15 protein-coding genes and 1 tRNA gene are annotated in these 15863 nt (G+C 69.8%); 9 read left to right on the top strand and 7 right to left on the bottom strand.

From position 1 onward, the window contains the following. Positions 1 to 7 precede the first annotated feature (7 nt). The 3 genes from AB0L65_RS52615 to AB0L65_RS52625 are packed head-to-tail and all read left to right on the top strand — an operon-like array spanning position 8 to position 2112. On the top strand, positions 8 to 484 hold the full coding sequence (locus AB0L65_RS52615) for a universal stress protein (RefSeq protein ID WP_355203098.1): 477 nt from the start codon (positions 8 to 10) through the stop codon (positions 482 to 484). A gap of 29 nt (positions 485 to 513) precedes the next feature. Next, positions 514 to 1254, top strand: a complete 741-nt coding sequence (locus tag AB0L65_RS52620; protein ID WP_364263152.1) for a M15 family metallopeptidase — start codon at positions 514 to 516, stop codon at positions 1252 to 1254. A gap of 12 nt (positions 1255 to 1266) precedes the next feature. After that, the gene (locus AB0L65_RS52625) at positions 1267 to 2112 is read left to right on the top strand and encodes an NUDIX domain-containing protein (RefSeq protein ID WP_364263155.1); all 846 of its coding nucleotides are present in this window, start codon (positions 1267 to 1269) and stop codon (positions 2110 to 2112) included. 22 nt (positions 2113 to 2134) lie between these two features. Here AB0L65_RS52625 and AB0L65_RS52630 read toward each other — a convergent pair whose 3' ends face one another. After that, positions 2135 to 2461, bottom strand: a complete 327-nt coding sequence (locus tag AB0L65_RS52630; protein WP_364263158.1) for an STAS domain-containing protein — start codon at positions 2459 to 2461, stop codon at positions 2135 to 2137. Positions 2462 to 2512: 51 nt separating this feature from the next. Here AB0L65_RS52630 and AB0L65_RS52635 point away from each other — a divergent pair. Then, positions 2513 to 2599: transfer RNA gene (locus AB0L65_RS52635), tRNA-Ser, on the top strand. 1 nt (position 2600) lies between these two features. On the opposite strand, the gene AB0L65_RS52640 is transcribed toward AB0L65_RS52635, so the two are convergent. Further along, positions 2601 to 4736, bottom strand: coding sequence for an AAA family ATPase (locus tag AB0L65_RS52640; protein WP_364263161.1), 2136 nt, complete (start codon positions 4734 to 4736; stop codon positions 2601 to 2603). 114 nt (positions 4737 to 4850) lie between these two features. Between AB0L65_RS52640 and AB0L65_RS52645 the strand changes: the two genes are divergently transcribed. Together AB0L65_RS52645 and AB0L65_RS52650 are read left to right on the top strand one after the other, a co-directional pair. Beyond that, complete coding sequence (locus AB0L65_RS52645) at positions 4851 to 5807, top strand: NAD(P)H-quinone oxidoreductase (RefSeq protein WP_355203109.1); 957 nt, start codon at positions 4851 to 4853, stop codon at positions 5805 to 5807. Between the two features lie 5 nt (positions 5808 to 5812). Continuing rightward, complete coding sequence (locus AB0L65_RS52650; protein WP_192789222.1) at positions 5813 to 6328, top strand: bacterial proteasome activator family protein; 516 nt, start codon at positions 5813 to 5815, stop codon at positions 6326 to 6328. Positions 6329 to 6361: 33 nt separating this feature from the next. Here AB0L65_RS52650 and AB0L65_RS52655 read toward each other — a convergent pair whose 3' ends face one another. After that, positions 6362 to 7159 carry an HAD family hydrolase gene (locus tag AB0L65_RS52655; protein ID WP_364263164.1) on the bottom strand — a complete coding sequence of 266 codons (798 nt, stop codon included), beginning with the start codon at positions 7157 to 7159 and terminating at the stop codon, positions 6362 to 6364. A gap of 223 nt (positions 7160 to 7382) precedes the next feature. Between AB0L65_RS52655 and AB0L65_RS52660 the strand changes: the two genes are divergently transcribed. Next, positions 7383 to 7586, top strand: coding sequence for a cold-shock protein (locus tag AB0L65_RS52660; RefSeq protein WP_093173019.1), 204 nt, complete (start codon positions 7383 to 7385; stop codon positions 7584 to 7586). Positions 7587 to 7726: 140 nt separating this feature from the next. Further along, positions 7727 to 9079 carry a hypothetical protein gene (locus tag AB0L65_RS52665; RefSeq protein ID WP_364263167.1) on the top strand — a complete coding sequence of 451 codons (1353 nt, stop codon included), beginning with the start codon at positions 7727 to 7729 and terminating at the stop codon, positions 9077 to 9079. Here AB0L65_RS52665 and serS read toward each other — a convergent pair. From serS to AB0L65_RS52685, 4 genes are all read right to left on the bottom strand, one after another. Continuing rightward, entirely contained in the window at positions 9043 to 10305 is a 1263-nt protein-coding gene (gene serS / locus AB0L65_RS52670; protein WP_364263170.1) for a serine--tRNA ligase, read from the bottom strand. The genes AB0L65_RS52665 and serS overlap by 37 nt on opposite strands. 166 nt (positions 10306 to 10471) lie before the next feature. After that, positions 10472 to 11392 (bottom strand): prephenate dehydratase, encoded by a 921-nt coding sequence (gene pheA, locus AB0L65_RS52675; RefSeq protein WP_350732429.1) that lies wholly within the window; start codon positions 11390 to 11392, stop codon positions 10472 to 10474. Between the two features lie 61 nt (positions 11393 to 11453). Beyond that, the gene (locus AB0L65_RS52680; RefSeq protein WP_364263173.1) at positions 11454 to 11873 is read right to left on the bottom strand and encodes a DUF4446 family protein; all 420 of its coding nucleotides are present in this window, start codon (positions 11871 to 11873) and stop codon (positions 11454 to 11456) included. Between the two features lie 22 nt (positions 11874 to 11895). Next, positions 11896 to 13086, bottom strand: a complete 1191-nt coding sequence (locus AB0L65_RS52685) for a glycosyltransferase 87 family protein (RefSeq protein WP_364263176.1) — start codon at positions 13084 to 13086, stop codon at positions 11896 to 11898. Between the two features lie 57 nt (positions 13087 to 13143). Here AB0L65_RS52685 and AB0L65_RS52690 point away from each other — a divergent pair, with 57 nt between their 5' ends. Continuing rightward, entirely contained in the window at positions 13144 to 15852 is a 2709-nt protein-coding gene (locus AB0L65_RS52690; protein WP_364263178.1) for a hypothetical protein, read from the top strand. Positions 15853 to 15863: the final 11 nt, after the last annotated feature.

The following is a 15863-nucleotide window of genomic DNA, read 5'->3' on the forward strand; positions in this document are numbered from 1 at the left end:
ACGTGCCGTGTTCGGCGGTGACACAGACCCCGGACGGGAGCCACTGACCGGCAGGCTCCCGGCCGGGCAGTTCGAGATCGGCAAGGACGGTGCCGGCCTGCTCGTGGTGGGCTTCGACGGATCGGGCCCGAGCCGCAACGCGCTCGCGTACGCGGCCGGGCTCGCCCGGCGGGACAACGCGGCGCTGCTCATCGCCTTCGTGGAATCCCTCAACAGCGCCGCGCTGTGGTTCTTCGCCGGGTCGCCGATCATTCCCGACGCGGCGGCCGACCTGACCGAGGATCTGCGGGACGAGTTGAGAGGCGCGGGCGTTCCGTGGCAGTTCGTCAGCATGCGCGGTGACGCGGCGCGCGAGCTGGAGACGCTGGCCAGCTCATATATGGCCGACGCCATCGTGGTGGGGCGCTCGCGTTCCTCCTGGCACGGCTCGGTGGCGGTCGGGCTGGCGAAACGGGCTCGCCGTACTGTGCTGATAGTGCCCTGAGCTGGTGGGACGTCGCATATGGTGGCGAGATGAAACGTGCTGCCGCCATGGCGTTCGTGGTGCTCGCGTCCGTTTCGTGCGGGACGAGCAAGCCTGCCGCCACCGGTTCCGTCCCTCAGGAGACCGCTCCCGCATTCGAGAGCCTCGACTCGCCCACGCCCTCGCCGTCGCCCACCACGGGCGCGCCCGGCTCTACCGCCCCGCCAGCCTTCAGCGCCAAGATCTCGCGGCTCTCCCGCGAGCAGCTCCCGTACTCGTGGCGGCCCGGCTGCCCGGTCCACTACCGCGACCTGCGGCTGGTCACGATGACGTACTGGGGCTTCGACGACAAGCCGCACACCGGGCAGCTGGTGGTGAACAAGGCGGTCACCGACGACATCGTGACGGTCTTCAAGAAGCTGTACGGCTGGCGCTGGCCGATCGAGCGGATGAAGCTGGTGGACGCGTACAAGGGCGACGACTTCGACTCGATCGAGGCCAACAACACCTCGGCCTTCAATTGCCGCCAAGCGACCGGGTCCACTCATTGGTCCAAGCACGCCTACGGGCAAGCGATAGACGTCAATCCCATCCAGAACCCATATGTCACCTCAAGTGGTAGCACAGCGCACCAAGCATCCAAAAAGTTCACAAAACGCCCCATGAAGGGAAAGGGTGTAATAAATCCCGGTGACAAGGTAGTTAAGGCCTTTGACCAGGTTGGTTGGGAGTGGGGCGGTTACTGGTCAGGAGCCAAGGACCTGCAGCATTTCAGCAAGGGCGGAGGCTGAGAGAATCCCCCCATGGCGGCTAAGGACGGCGACGGCTGGATCGAATGCTCCCAAGGCCACAGGCACTGGGGGCTGCACGGCGCCTCGGGGCTGCTCGTCGTCCACCATGACGAGCTCGGCACGCCGTACGTGCTCATGCAGAAACGCTCCTGGTGGAGCCACCACGGCGGCACCTGGGGGCTGCCGGGCGGGGCCCGCGACAGCCATGAGGACGCCGTCGCCTCCGCGCTGCGGGAGGCCCGCGAGGAGGCGGCGCTCGCCGGCGACGGGCTGCGGGTGCAGGGCGTCTACCGCGACGATCACGGCGGGTGGGCGTTCGAGACGGTGATCGCCGCGTCGTCCGAGCTGCTGGCCGCCGCGCCCGCCAACGCGGAGAGCAGCGAGATGCGCTGGCTCCCGCTGCCGAAGGTGACCGACCGGAAGCTGCATCCCGGCTTCGCCGCCACCTGGGACGAGATCCAGGGGGAGATCAGGCCGGAGACCCTCGTGCTCGACGTGGCCAACATCGTGGGCGCGCGGGCCGAGCACGGCTGGTGGCGCGACCGGCTCGGCGCGGCGACCCGGCTGCTGGAGGCCGTGTCGCGGCTCAGGCTCACGCATCCGGTGCTGGCGCAGTGGTATCCGCGCGTCGTGGCGGTCGTGGAGGGCGCCGCCAGGAGCGCGCCGGAGCTGCCGGGGGTTCAGGTGGTCGCGGCCACCGGGAGCGGCGACGACGCGATCGTCGACGTGGTGCGCCTGGCCAAGCCGTGGGAACGGGTGCTCGTCGTCACCGCGGACCGGGGGCTGAAGGAACGCGTGCACGAGCTGGGCGCCGAGACCGTGGGCCCGAAGTGGCTGCTCTCGCAGCTGGCCGACTGACCTGTCCTCAGCCGACCTGTTCTCAGCGTTCCGCGGCCAGCACGGCGTCGAAGGCGGCTTTCAGGCCCGTCACGTCGAGCACGCGCTGAAGCACGCCGTGCACTCCGACCAGGCGTAACGTGCCGGCTTGGGCGGTGACCCGGCGCTGGTGCTCCACGAGCACCCACAGGCCGCTGGAGTCGCAGAACTCCAGCGCCTTCGCGTCGATGTCGACCCGCACGAGCCCTTCGGCGAGCAGCTTGCCCAGACACTCCTTGAGCTGCGGCGCGGTGAGCTTGTCCAGATCTCCGTCGAGGCGGACGAGCGCTGCCGATCGACCGCGCTCCACCTCGACGTTGAGATCCGCCACCTCCTGAACGTACACCCCTGTCACCGCAGCCGCTATCGTGGTTTCCGCACAGGAGGGTTCGCATAGTGGACGAGTGCAGCCGCCTTGAAAGCGGCCAGGTCAGCGATGGCCTCGTGGGTTCGAATCCCACACCCTCCGCTCACTCGCGGATGCCCGCGAATCCGTCGCCCACGCAGGCGGCGAGCTGCAGGTAGGCGTCCCTGGTCGGCTCCTGCAGCCGGTCGAGGTCGATCTCCGCGCCCTCCTCCAGATGCGGGTCGTACGGCACCCGGACCACCGCGCGACACCTGGCGGCGAAGTGGGCCTCCAGCTTCTTGATGTCCACCGCCGACTTCGAGCGCGGCCGCACGCTGCACAGCACCACGGTCGCGTTCTTCACCAGGTCGCCGTAGTGGTGGGCCTCCAGCCAGTCGAGCGTCGCGGAGGCCGCCCTGGCGCCGTCCACGGACGGGGAGCTGACCAGCACGATCTGGTCGGCCAGCCCGAGCACGCCGCCCATCGCGGAATGGAGCAGGCCGGTGCCGCAGTCGGTGATGCAGATCGAGTAGAAGTTCTCCAGCACCTGGGAGACGGCCTGGTAGTCGGCGCCGCTGAACGCCTCGGACACCGACGGGTCGCGGTCGGAGGCGAGCACCTCCAGCCGTGAGGGCGCCTGCGACGTGAACGCCCTGATGTCCACGTAGCGCTTGACCTGGTCACGCTCGTTGAGCAGGTCGCGCACGGTGGCCGAGGTCTCCAGGACGAGCTTGTCGGACAGGGTGCCGCGGTCGGGGTTGGCGTCCACGGCGATGACCCGGTCGCCGCGGACCTGGGCCAGGGTGGCGCCGAGGCCGACCGTGGTCGTGGTCTTGCCCACGCCGCCCTTCAGGCTCAGCACGGCCACGCGGTGGTGGCCGGCGGTGACCGGGGTGCGGGCCCTGCTCACCAGCTGGCGGCGACGACGGACCTCCGGGGGTTCGCCCGGCTTGATCCAGCCTCCCGACGCCTTGTAGATCAGGCGGCGCCAGCCCTTGGAGGGGGCGTTACGCCGTCCGCGTAGCAGGGACTCCGGGTCGAGGCTGTCGGCGGTCGGACGGCCGGTGATCGGCGGCCTGGGCGATGCGGTGAACACGGGGATCGGGGCAGGGCGGCGCCGCCGCTCCGCGGGCGGCGGGATCTCGCGCTCCGCGGGGCGCCACTCGTGCTGCTCGGTCCACTGCGGGGGCTCCTCCTGCTGAGCCGGCTCGGACCGTTCCGGCGAGGTCGGCTCGGACCACGAGGACCGTTCCGGCGAGGTCGGCTCGGACCACGAGGACCGTTCCGGCGAGGTCGGCTCCGACCACGAGGACCGTTCCTGCGGAGTCGGCTCCGACCACGAAGGCCGCTCCTCACGCCGCTCCTCAGGCTCCGCGGGCTCGGCCTTCGGCCACGACGGCTCCGCGTCTTTCGGCCATGACAGCTCGGCGTCCGTCGACCACGACGGCTCCGCGTTCTTCACCCACGGCGGCTCCGTGTGCTCGCCCTTGGGCCACGACGGCTCCGCGGGCTCGTCCTTCGGCCACGCGGGCTCGGAGCGCTCGTCCGCCGGCCGCTCCTGGGGCTCGGCTTCCTGCGTGGCGGCCGGCTCCGACCACTTGGGAGGCTGGATCGTCGGGAGGGTGTCGAACGGCTCAGACCACTGCGGGCGCTCGGTCTTCGGAGAGGTTTCCCCGGAGGCGGACTCGTCGTCCTTCTTCGCGGCAGGCTCGGCCTCCGCTCGGGCGGTCTCCTTCTCCGGCTCCTCGCGGGGCGGCTCCGGCGCCCGGGCCCACTCGGGCACGGACGACCAGGACGTGTCCTGCGTCTCCTGATCCGACGGCTCCGGCGGCCCCGGCGGCTCGGGCGGGGTGAACGACAGCGCGTACGTGTCGGTGTCGTCGGGCCGCGGCAGCGGCTTCAACGGAGCGTGGAACGGATCCTCTTCGCGCGGGGCGCTCGGTGGGGCGGCCGGGGGCTCCTTCGTGGCCGCGCTGGCCGTGCCGAGCCACTCCGCGGCCTCCATCTCACCGTCGGGCAGGTCCTCGGCCGCCGCGGCGCCGTACACGGAGTCGACGGCCGCGCGGAACAGCGGCGGCGTCGGCGTGTCGGGCTGCGTGGGGACCATCCGCCACGGGTCCTGGGGGTACGGCGAGGCGACCGACTCGTCGGCAGCCGCGGTCGAGGCGCTCACAGAGACGGGGGCCTCCTCCGTCTCCTTGATCGCGTCGAGCCACGCCAGCTGCTCCTCGAGCGATTCCTCTCGATCGTGTCTTGCCACCGTGTTCCCCCTCGGGTGGGTCTAAAGGGGCAGCAAATACCTTGCAGATTAACGCCATGGGCAACCACACAGCTCGGCAACCCACAACTTCTTTGCCCGGCTACCGTAGTTCGCATGCGAGCCATTGAGATCGCCGAGCCGGGCGGACCAGAGGTACTTCAGTGGCGTGAGGTGCCGGATCCCCGGGTCGAGCGGGGAGAGGTCCTCATCGACGTGACCGCTTCGGCGGTCAATCGGGCCGATGTCCTGCAGCGCCAGGGGTTCTACGCGCCTCCGCCCGGCGCGTCGCCGTACCCGGGGCTGGAGGTCTCCGGTGTGGTGGCCGAGGTCGGCGCGGACGTCGAGCAGTTCAAGCCTGGTGACCAGGTGTGCGCGCTGCTCGCGGGCGGCGGTTACGCTGAGCGCGTAGCCGTTCCGTGGGAGCAGGTCATGCCGGTGCCGGACGGCGTGCCGCTGGTGGAGGCCGCCGGGCTGCCGGAGGTGGCGTGCACGGTGTGGTCCAACGTCTTCATGGTCGGGCGGCTGCGCAGGGGCGAGACGCTGCTGGTGCACGGCGGGGCCAGCGGGATCGGCACGTTCGCCGTGCAGCTCGCCAAGGCGCTCGGCTCGCAGGTCGTCGCGACGGTCGGCTCGGCCGCCAAGGGCGAGCGGGTCAGGGAACTGGGCGCGGACGAGGTCATCAACTACCGCGAGGAAGACTTCGCCGACAAAGTACGCGCGGACGTCATCCTCGACATCATGGGCGCCAAATACCTTGCCGGAAACGTCCGGGCGCTCCGCACCGGCGGCCGGCTGGTGATCATCGGGCTGCAGGGCGGCCTCAAGGGCGAGATCGACCTGGGGGCCCTGCTCGCCAAGCGCGCCTCCGTGCACGCGACCGCGCTCCGCTCACGTCCGGTGGACGAGAAGGGGGCAATCGTCCGTAGTGTTGTGGACAACGTCTGGCCCCTGGTCAGCGCCGGGGCCGTGCGTCCTGTGGTGCACGCGAAACTACCGATGTCCGAGGCCGCCGAAGCCCACCGATTGTTGGATTCGGGGGAGCACGTCGGCAAGATCCTGCTAGTACGGTGAGTGTTATGAATGCTGAGGACAACAACACCCCTCACATCGTGGTGGTGGGCCCTGACTTCCAAGGTCAGGGCGATAGCGGCGAAGAGGATCGATCGGTCACCAACCTGGTCGAGCAGCCCGCCAAGGTGATGCGCATCGGCAGCATGATCCGGCAGCTCCTCGACGAGGTCCGGGCCGCGCCCCTCGACGAGGCCAGCCGCAAGCGGCTGAAGGACATCCACGCGTCCTCGATCAAGGAGCTCGAGGACGGCCTGGCTCCTGAGCTGGTCGACGAGTTGGAGCGGCTGTCCCTTCCGTTCACGGAGGAGAACGGCGCGCCGCCGAGCGAGGCGGAGCTGCGCATCGCGCACGCCCAGTTGGTCGGCTGGCTCGAAGGGTTGTTCCACGGCATCCAGACCACGCTGTTCGCGCAGCAGATGGCCGCGCGTGCCCAGCTGGAGCAGATGCGCAGGGCGCTGCCCGGCGTGCCGCAGGGGGACGACCAGCACCGCCCGCCCGGCGGCTCCGGCCCCTACCTGTAACGGGCGCGGGCGCCTGCTCCGGGCAGCCGCCGGCTATCCGTAGAGCCGCTCGATCACCTGGGCGACGCCGTCGTCGTCGTTGGCCGCGGTCACGTGGTCGACGGCCGCGAGCACGTCCGGATGTGCGTTCGCGACCGCGTACGACGTGCCTGCCCAGCCCAGCATGGGCAGGTCGTTCGGCATGTCACCGAACGCGATCACCTCCGAGGGCTTGATCTCGTGCTGCCCGGCGAGCGCCGCCAGCGCCGTGGCCTTCGTCACACCCTGGGCGCTCATCTCGATCAGGCCCCTGCGGCTGGAGTGGGTCGCGGTCACCAGATGCCCCACCAACCCCTCCACGGCGGCCTGCAGCTCGTCCGCGTCCATTCCGGGGTGCAGGGCCAGCAGCTTGGCGCACGGACGCGCCGTTATCGAGTCGACCCGTGCCGTTAGGGCCCCCCTGTCCAGGCCGCCCAGGAGGAATTCTGACTCATGCGCAAAACCCGCTTCATACTCGACCGAAAATACGAGATCGGACACGTTCGCTCTTAGCTGAGCCACGACTTCCTCGAGTACGTCGACCGTGATCAGGTGAGATTCCACTATCTGTTCGGTATGGAGATCGTAGATCAGTGCCCCGTTCGCACAGATTGCGAGCCCACGGTGACGTACGGCACCCGCGACCCCGCCCATCCACCGGGGCGGACGCCCCGTCACGAACACGAGCACAGCACCGGATTCCTCGACTTTGCCGAAGGCTGCCACGGTGCGGGGAGACACGGTTCCGTCAGTACGCAACGCGGTGCCATCGAGGTCGGTGGCCACAAGACGGGGCGCGGGAAGGCTCTGCATAACAGGTTCCAGTTTGCCGGGTGATGCCGCCTGACAGAAATCTTCGTTGGTACGGGAACACCAACGCGCCAGAATGGTGTTAGATGTGATGGCGTTGTATTAGCTGATCCCGTAGTGAAAACCAGCATGACTTTGTCTGAGCCACCCCGGGTGCTTGCTGTACGACACACCGGGACCCACGAGGTGTGGGTCCCATAGATTCACATCCTGAGGGAGAGCTTTTATGGCTCAGGGAACCGTCAAGTGGTTCAACGCCGAGAAGGGCTTCGGCTTCATCGCCCCGGACGGCGGTGCGCCGGACGTGTTCGTGCACTTCTCCGAGATTCAAGGCAGTGGCTACCGCAGCCTTGAAGACGGTCAGCGGGTCGAGTTCGAGATCACGCAGGGCCAGAAGGGGCCGCAGGCCTCCCAGGTCCGCGCCATCTGACCTTGTAGCAGCGAGACAGGCCGGGGTTCGCTTCCAGCGGGCCTCGGTCTTTTGCTTGTTCCGGGTTGGTCACGGCCGCGAACCTTCTGGGCTTCGCGGCCATCCACCCCTACATGAGGTACGCCTGGTTATGTCACCCCGTGACCGTTGCCGGGGTGTTCGTGCTCTTCATCAACGATCACCTGCTCAAGCAGGCCTGGCCCGGGCCGCTCACGGGCAAGCTCAGCGACGTGGCGGGGCTGGTCGTCGCCCCCGCGCTGGTGGCCCTGCTCTTCTGGCGGCGGGCCGATCTGGCGGCCACCGTGCTGACCGGGGTGCTCTTCACGCTCGTGAAAACCACGGAGACGGGCGCTGAGCTGGCTTCCCATGCCTGGACCCTTGTGGCGGGCCCATCGCGCGTCCTGGCCGATCCCACGGACCTCCTCGCCCTGCCCGCGCTCGCCCTGGCCTGGTGGGTACGCCGCCGCAGCCTGGAGTCGTACTCCGCGCGCTGGCGCGTGATCGTCACGATGCCGCTGGCCGTACTGGCGGTGACGGCCACATCGGCCGCACCGATGCCCCGCGCCAGCTCTGTCAATGTGGACGGGGACTCGATCGTCGTCCACATGCGGGACGGCCTCACCCAGATCTCCGACGACGGCGGGGTCACCTGGGAGGAGGACGGCGGTGCGTGGGAGAGCAGGCCGCTCCAGAGTGCCGCCTGCGTGCCCCGGCAGCCGACGCGGTGCTACCAGGTGGTACCCGACCGGGTGGCCGTCGAGCAGTCCGACGACGGCGGCAAGACCTGGGGCCCCTCATGGGCGCTCACCGCGGACGACCGCGAGCGGCTCGCCCGGCGCTACCCGTCCTGGGCCGGCCGACACTCGATGGCGCTGGCCGTGCAGGCCCGTCCGGGCGGGCACGTCGTGGTCGTCGCGAACGGCCTGGACGGGATCCTGGTCCGCGACGTGTCCGGCGAGTGGCGGCGCGTCGGCTTGCCCGGCTCGCCGGAATCCACCGCGGTCGACCTGTCGCCGGAGCGCAACGTGGCGATCTTCCTGGCGGTGTGCATGCTGTTCGGCGGCGCCGCAGCCGGGTTGCAGCGCTACCAGCGCGTTTACATCGGATTCGCCGCGGCCGCCAGCCTCGGTCTCTTCGCCGTGCTCAGCGGCCCCGCGCCGCTCTCTGTCGGCAAGACGGGCATGGACACGGCTGTGGCCCTGTTCGGCTTGCTCGCGACCCTGGTTGGCCCGGTGGTGTGCCTCGTGCTGGCGGGCGCCGGCCGGGCCCGGCCCACTCCCGCGGCCGTAGGGGTGCTGGCGGCCCCGCTCGTGTTCCTGACCGTCTACACGCCCTTCTACGGCTGGTCGGAGGGCACCCCGGGCCCGTACTGGGTCGCCGTCTCCCTGGCCGTGCTGCTGACCGGCCTGGTCGTGCTCGGGGGCGCCGTCCTCATCAGGAACGACGCCCGCCGCGCCTACTTGGACGGCTCCAGCACGTCGAGGCCCACGTAGGGCCGCAGCGCCTCGGGAACCACCACGGAGCCGTCGGCCTGCTGGTGGTTCTCCAGGATGGCCACGATCCACCGGGTCGTGGCCAGCGTGCCGTTGAGCGTGGCCAGGTGCTGCGGCTTGCCGTCCTTGTCGCGGTAGCGGACGGCGAGCCGGCGGGCCTGGAACTCCGTGCAATTGGAGGTCGAGGTCAGCTCGCGGTAACGGCCCTGGGTCGGGATCCACGCCTCGCAGTCGAACTTGCGGGCCGCCGACATGCCGAGGTCCCCCGCCGCCGTGTCGATGATCCGGTACGGAACCTCGATCTTGGCCATCATCTCCTTCTCCCAGGCGAGCAGGCGAAGGTGCTCCTCGTGGGCGTCCTCAGGGCGCACGTACGAGAACATCTCGACCTTGTCGAACTGGTGGACGCGGATGATGCCCCTGGTGTCCTTGCCGTACGAGCCGGCCTCGCGGCGGAAGCACGACGACCAGCCCGCGTAGCGCAGCGGCAGGTCGCCGCCGTCGAGGATCTCCTGGGCGTGGTAACCGGCCAGCGCGACCTCCGAGGTGCCGACCAGGTAGAGGTCGTCCTCGGGGAGGCGGTAGATCTCCTTGTCGTGGGCCACGTGGAAGCCGGTGCCCTGCATGGTCTCCGGCTTGACGAGCACCGGCGTGATCATCGGGGTGAACCCGGCCTCGATGGCCTGCTGCATGGCCATGTTGAGCAGGCCGAGCTGCAGGCGGGCGCCGACGCCCTTGAGGAAGAAGAACCGCGAGCCGGACACCTTGGCGCCCCGCTCCATGTCGATGGCGCCGAGCGCCTCGCCGAGCTCCAGATGGTCCTTGGGCTCGAAGTCGAACTGGCGCGGCTCGCCATGGGTCTCGAGGACCACGTAGTCGTCCTCGCCGCCCTCAGGCGCGCCCTCCTCGACGATGTTGGGCACCGCCTGGACGAGCTCGTCGAGCTCGCCCGTCAGCTTCTCCGCCTCGGCCTCGGCGGCCTTGACCTGGCTCGCGAGGTCCTTGGCCCGCTGGAGCAGCGCGGCCTTCTCCTCGCCCTGCGCCTTGGAGACCGACTTGCCCATGCTCTTCTGCTCGGCGCGCAGAGACTCGAACGAGGTCAGCGCGGATCGGCGGCGCTCGTCCAGCTCGAGCAGCGTGTCGACGACGGAGTCGTCCTCACCGCGGGCACGCTGCGACGCCCGTAGCCGGTCGGGATCCTCACGAAGGGTACGCAGGTCAATCACAAGCCAAAGGCTACCGGCGCTGGGCAGCAGCCCGCCCCAGTATTACCGCGTACACGCGGACTCGATCGGTCGTCCCCTCAGACCTGACCCCGTGTACACGCGGACCAGACCCACCATCACCTCAGACCTGACCCGCGCTTACACGCCGACTCGGCCCGCCGTGGCCTCAGACCTGACCCGCGCGGACCCGGGCGAGCCAGCCGCCCGCCTCGGCGAACTCGGGATCCGACGTGCCCCGCTTGATCTGCGGCGCGATGCCGTCGGCGCGCGGGTAGCTGCCGAGGAAACGCACCTCGCCGCAGATGCGGTGGAGCCCGGCGAGGGCCTCCCCGACCCGGGCGTCGGCCACGTGTCCCTCGAAGTCGAAGTGGAAGAAGTAGCGCCCGATGCCGTCACCGGTCGGCCGCGACTCGATGCGCGTCAGGTTGACCCCGCGTACGGAGAACTCCGTCAGCATCTCCAGCAGCGCGCCCGGGTGGTCGTCGGCGAGGAAGACCACCAGCGTGGTGCGGTCGGAGCCGGTCGGCTCGGGCAGCTGACCGGGCCGGGCCACCCGCACGAACCTGGTCACGGTGTCGGACCTGTCGCCGATGTCCGTGGCCAGCTCCACCAGCCCGTAGTGCTCGCCTGCGATGCGGGCGGCGATGGCGGCGTCGTACGGCGAGCCGGGCAGCGAGACCTCCTGGGCCGCCGCCGCGGTCGACGGCGCGGCCACCACGACGGCGTCGGGCAGCTCGCGCGCGATGAAGGCGCGGCACTGGGTGATGGCCGCGGGATGCGTGTAGACCCGCTTGATGTGGGGGATCTCGGTGCCGGGCCGGGCCAGCAGCGAGAACTGCACCGGCAGCAGCAGCTCGGCCGTGATCAGCAACGGCTCGCCCCACGCGAACTCGTCGAGCGTCGTGGTGATCGCGCCCTCGATGGAGTTCTCCAGCGGCACGACGGCGCCGTCGGCCTCGCCGCTGCGGGCGGCGTTGAGCGCGGCGGGCACGTTGGCGCAGGGCAGGCGCTCGGCCGTGGGGTCGAGGAGCCGCAGGGCCTCTTCGGTGAAGGTGCCTTCCGGTCCGAGATAGGCGAGTCTGGGCATGCATCCAGAGTATCCGCAGGTGGACGCGCCGCGCGCCTCTTTCGCCCAGGGAACTGCCCGCCTACAGCGGGCCCGACGCCCGGGACAGGATCATCGGCCCGAGCCCCAGCCTGGCCGCCCGCACCGCCTCCTCCTCTTCGGGCGACAGCGGCTCCCGCCCTTTCCCGCCGACCACGGGCCGCACGTACGTACGGGTCTCGCTGCGCCCGTTGATCGAGGTCAGCACGATGCCGTCACCCAGCCCGTTGATCATCGCCACCGAGAACGACAGCCGCCCGGTCATCTCGGAGAGCGCGTCGTACCGGCAGACGGCCACGTCCCTGATGGCCCTGAGATCGCCCATGCCCTCGCTGGTCTGCCGGGCGAGCATCCGCTGGCAGTCCTCCACCGTCGCTCTGGCCTGCCGGAGCGACAGATACCCGACGAATACGCCGCTGACCCCGGCGACGACGCCCACGATGACCCATGTGGTAACGAGCACGGCACAGAGGGTAATGGCTCGGTCATGCGATCTGACGCCGTTTCGGCAACCAGGACACCAACAACCACACGAGGACCAGCGCGCCCAGCCCGAACCCGTTCTGAACGATCTTCCCCAGCACCAGGCTGACCCCCGGGATGTTGGCCGCCTTCAGCGAGACGCCCCACCAGGGGATCGGCAGCACGTAGTAGAGCCACACGCCCGCCGCCACCCGCAGCCTGACCGGATCGCGCCCGTCGCCCACGATCGCGCCGAGCACCACGACCACCCAAGCGAGGTGGTGGATCCAGGCGACGGGCGAGAGCAGCACGGCCATGAGCCCGACGAGGGCGACCGCGGTGAGCTGGTCATTCGCCCGGTACGCCGCCCGCGCGCCGCGGAACCCGTACCATCCGACCACGGCCACGATCACCAGCCAGATCGCGTACGTCGCCGTCTCGGGCAGGTAGAGCCGGAGCAGCATGCCGCGGATCGACTGGTTGGTGGTGCCCCTGTTCGAGCCAAGGCGCTCGGGATCGAGCAGTGCCGAGAACCAGAACTGCGACGCGTCCCGCGGGATCACCGCGAACGGCAGCAGCGTGAGCACCGCCGTCGTGAACGCCGCCATGAAGAACGTCCGCCACTGCCGCGTGACCAGCAGGTAGATCAGGAAGACGCCCGGCGTGAGCTTCACGGCCGTGGCCAGTCCGATCAGGAACCCCCGCGGCCACCAGGGCCGCTTGACCACGCAGTCGGCCAGGCACAACGCGACCAGCAGAATGTCCACCTGCCCGAACCGCACCTGGTCCCTGATCGGCATCAGGTACGTGCAGGCCACCATGAGCAGCGCGAACACCCAGGGCACGTACTTCGTGAGCGCCTGCCTGAACGACAGCCACACGGTCACGGCCAGCGCCGCGAATATCCCGGCCGTCCAGACCCACTGGGCCGTCCCCCACGACATCTCGGCCAGCGCCACCGCCAGCATCGCCGCTACGGGCGGGTACGTGAACGGCAACAGCTGCGGGGCGGGTGTGACATAGTCGTACACCGGCCGGCCCTCGAGCAGCATCTGGCCCCCGGTACGGTAAACGTCCAGGTCGACCAGCCGCTGGTCATCCGGATTGGTGAGCCACACGACCACCAGGGGCGCCGCGGCCGCCGCGACCACGAGCACCACGACCGCCCACGCCCACCACTGCCGCCGTACCACTCGCACCTCGCCACTTGTCACGATGTGGCACGTTACCGTGGCTGTTGTTGATCGAGGGCAAACAATGGGGGTCCGTACATGCCGCACGCCACGCCCAACCGGGACGGCGCCCACCCCACCCTCGCCCCAAGCACCACCGGGCTGACGCCCACGCGCACAGCCGATGCCACCGCCCCCCGGCCCAGATCAGAACCCCCCACCGCCACCCCGGCCACCTACGCTGTCACCAGGCTCACGCCCGCGCACGTCTCCGCCAGGTCGATGCTCCAGCCCACCTCCAAGGCAAGAGCACCCAAGCGCACTCTCGGCACCCTCGCCCTCACCCTCGGCCTGGCCACTGCAACGTGCCTCTCCCTGCCCCCATCCCCGGCCTCCGCCGCCGCCGCGACATCCCCCGGCACGTCCGCAAACCCATCCACCACCGCTGCACGGCACCATCAGCAGTCCACCCAAGGGCTCGATCAAGCCCACGTAGCCCTCATCGGCGTGCCCGGCCTCGAATGGAGCGACCTCAACCCATCCCGGACCCCCAACCTGTGGTCCCTCCTCAGTCAGGGTGCCTCCGCCTCCCTCTCCACGCGAGCCGTACCACCCCCGGACCGCGGCATCACCTGCCCCACAGCGGGCTGGCTGACCATCTCAGCAGGCCAGCGAGCCGGTACGGCAGGCAAGGGCTGCCTCCAACCCCCCACCCCGCAGCCCACCGGGGAGGCGGCCAAGATCCCGAACTGGCCCACCCTGGCCGCGTACCAGTCCGAAACCGGGTTCGACGCCCAACTCGGCACGCTGGGCCAGCTGGTAACGGACAACGGAGGCAAGGTCGCCGCCATCGGCCCAGGCGCCGCACTCGCCGGAGCCGACAAGTCCGGAAATATCGCCAAATATGCCCCCACCCTCGACGCCGCCGGCGACCTGACCCCGTACAACCTGATCATCATGGAAGCCGCCGACCTGGCAACCGCCTGGACCGCGCAGCCACTGGACGAGTACGGCGTCCCCACCCCGCTACCGGCCGCAGCCCGCCAGGCGGCCGCGACCAAGGCGGACCAGCAGATCGGCGCCCTGATCGCCAAACTGCCCCCCAACACCACCACCCTCGTGGCCGGCATCTCGGACGTGTCCCCCATCGCCCACCTCCACGTGGCGATCGCCAAGGGCCCGTCGCCGAACGGCCGGCCGTACGACCACGGCTACCTCACGGCCACCTCCACCCGCCAGGACGCCCTGGTCACCATCACCGACCTCACCGCCACCGCCATCCAACTCCTGGGCCTCCCCGCCCCACGCCAAGTGGTCGGCCGTCCCTGGCAACCCAACGGCCCGACCGCCGCCACACCGGCCGAAACAGTGGCGGAACTGTCGGACGGGGACCTGGCGAGCCAGGTGCTCCGGGAGGTACGCGGCCCGTTCTTCGCCGTCCTCGTGACGGTCCAGCTCCTCTTCTACGCCTTCGCCGCCCTGGCCCTCCGCCGCCGCCGAGACCCCACTTCCCCCACTCCTCCCGGCACCAGGCCCCCCTCCACCAACCCCCCACCCACCGAACCCTCGCCCAGCGCCTCCTCAATCACCGACCCCTCAGCCACCGAACCTCCATCCGCGGAATCCCCATCCGCCGCCGAACACCCATCCACGTCACCCTCCACCACCAACCTCCCGCCCATCGGGCCCTCGTCCGCCGAACACCCATCCATCAAGCCCTCGCCCACTGCGCAGGAAGGCACCTCACCCCTCGGCACCCCAGGCGGCGATTTCGCGAGCAGCTCCAAGCTCCTCAAATCCGTCCAGATCGTCGCGGTGATCAGCGGAGCCATCCCCGTCTCCACGTTCCTGGCCCAACTGGTGCCCTGGTGGACCCTGCCCGTACCGATGCTGTCGGTGATCGTGACGATCGTGGCCATCGCCGGACTGATCACCGCCCTGGCCTTCGCCGGTCCGTGGCGGGCGCACGTGCTGGGCCCGCTCACCGTGGTCGCCGCCGTCACCTCCCTCGCGCTCCTCATCGACGTCATGACCGGCTCCAAGCTCCAGGTGAACGCAGTAACCGGCTACGAGCCCGTGACCGGAGGCCGCTTCTACGGCTTCAGCAACATCGCCTTCGCCGTCTACGCCACAGGCACCATCCTCGGACTCGCAGGCGTGGCCCAGTGGTTGCTCGGCAGAGGGGTGTCCAGGGTCGTGGTCGTGGCAGCGTGCGCCCTGTACGGGGGACTCGCGGTCTTCGCGGACGGGTGGCCTTCGTGGGGAGCTGACTTCGGCGGTGTACCGGCGTTCGTGATCGGCTTGGCGGTCTTCCTCATTCTGCTTTCCGGCAAACGCGTATCGCTGTTGAGACTCCTGCTCGTCGGCCTCGTGGGGGCCGCGTTCGTGGGCGCCCTCTCGGTGTTCGACTGGCTGCGCCCCGACTCCCAGCGCACCCACCTGGGCAACTTCGTCCAGCAGATCATCGACGGCCAGGCGTGGACCGTCGTCGGGCGCAAGTTCAGCGCCATGATCGGCGTAACCGTCGGGAACTGGTCACTGACCCTCCTCTCGCTGGTCGCGCTGGCCTTCTTGTTCCTGATACTCGACCGCCCCTCGCGATGGGGCGCCTCCGCCCTCGGCCAGGCCTACCGCCTGACCCCCACCCTCCGAGCCGGCCTGTTCGGCGCCCTCACGTGCGCCTTCGTCGGCTTCCTCATGAACGACTCCGGCATCGCCATCCCCGCCATGGCCCTGACGGTGGCCGTCCCGCTGACCCTGGCCGCCTGCGTCCGCGCCCTCCAACTCACCACCGTTCCTATGGAGTGAGCATGAGTGGC

The organism is Nonomuraea sp. NPDC052116 (assembly GCF_040680035.1).
In the GTDB taxonomy this organism is placed as follows: domain Bacteria; phylum Actinomycetota; class Actinomycetes; order Streptosporangiales; family Streptosporangiaceae; genus Nonomuraea; species Nonomuraea angiospora_A.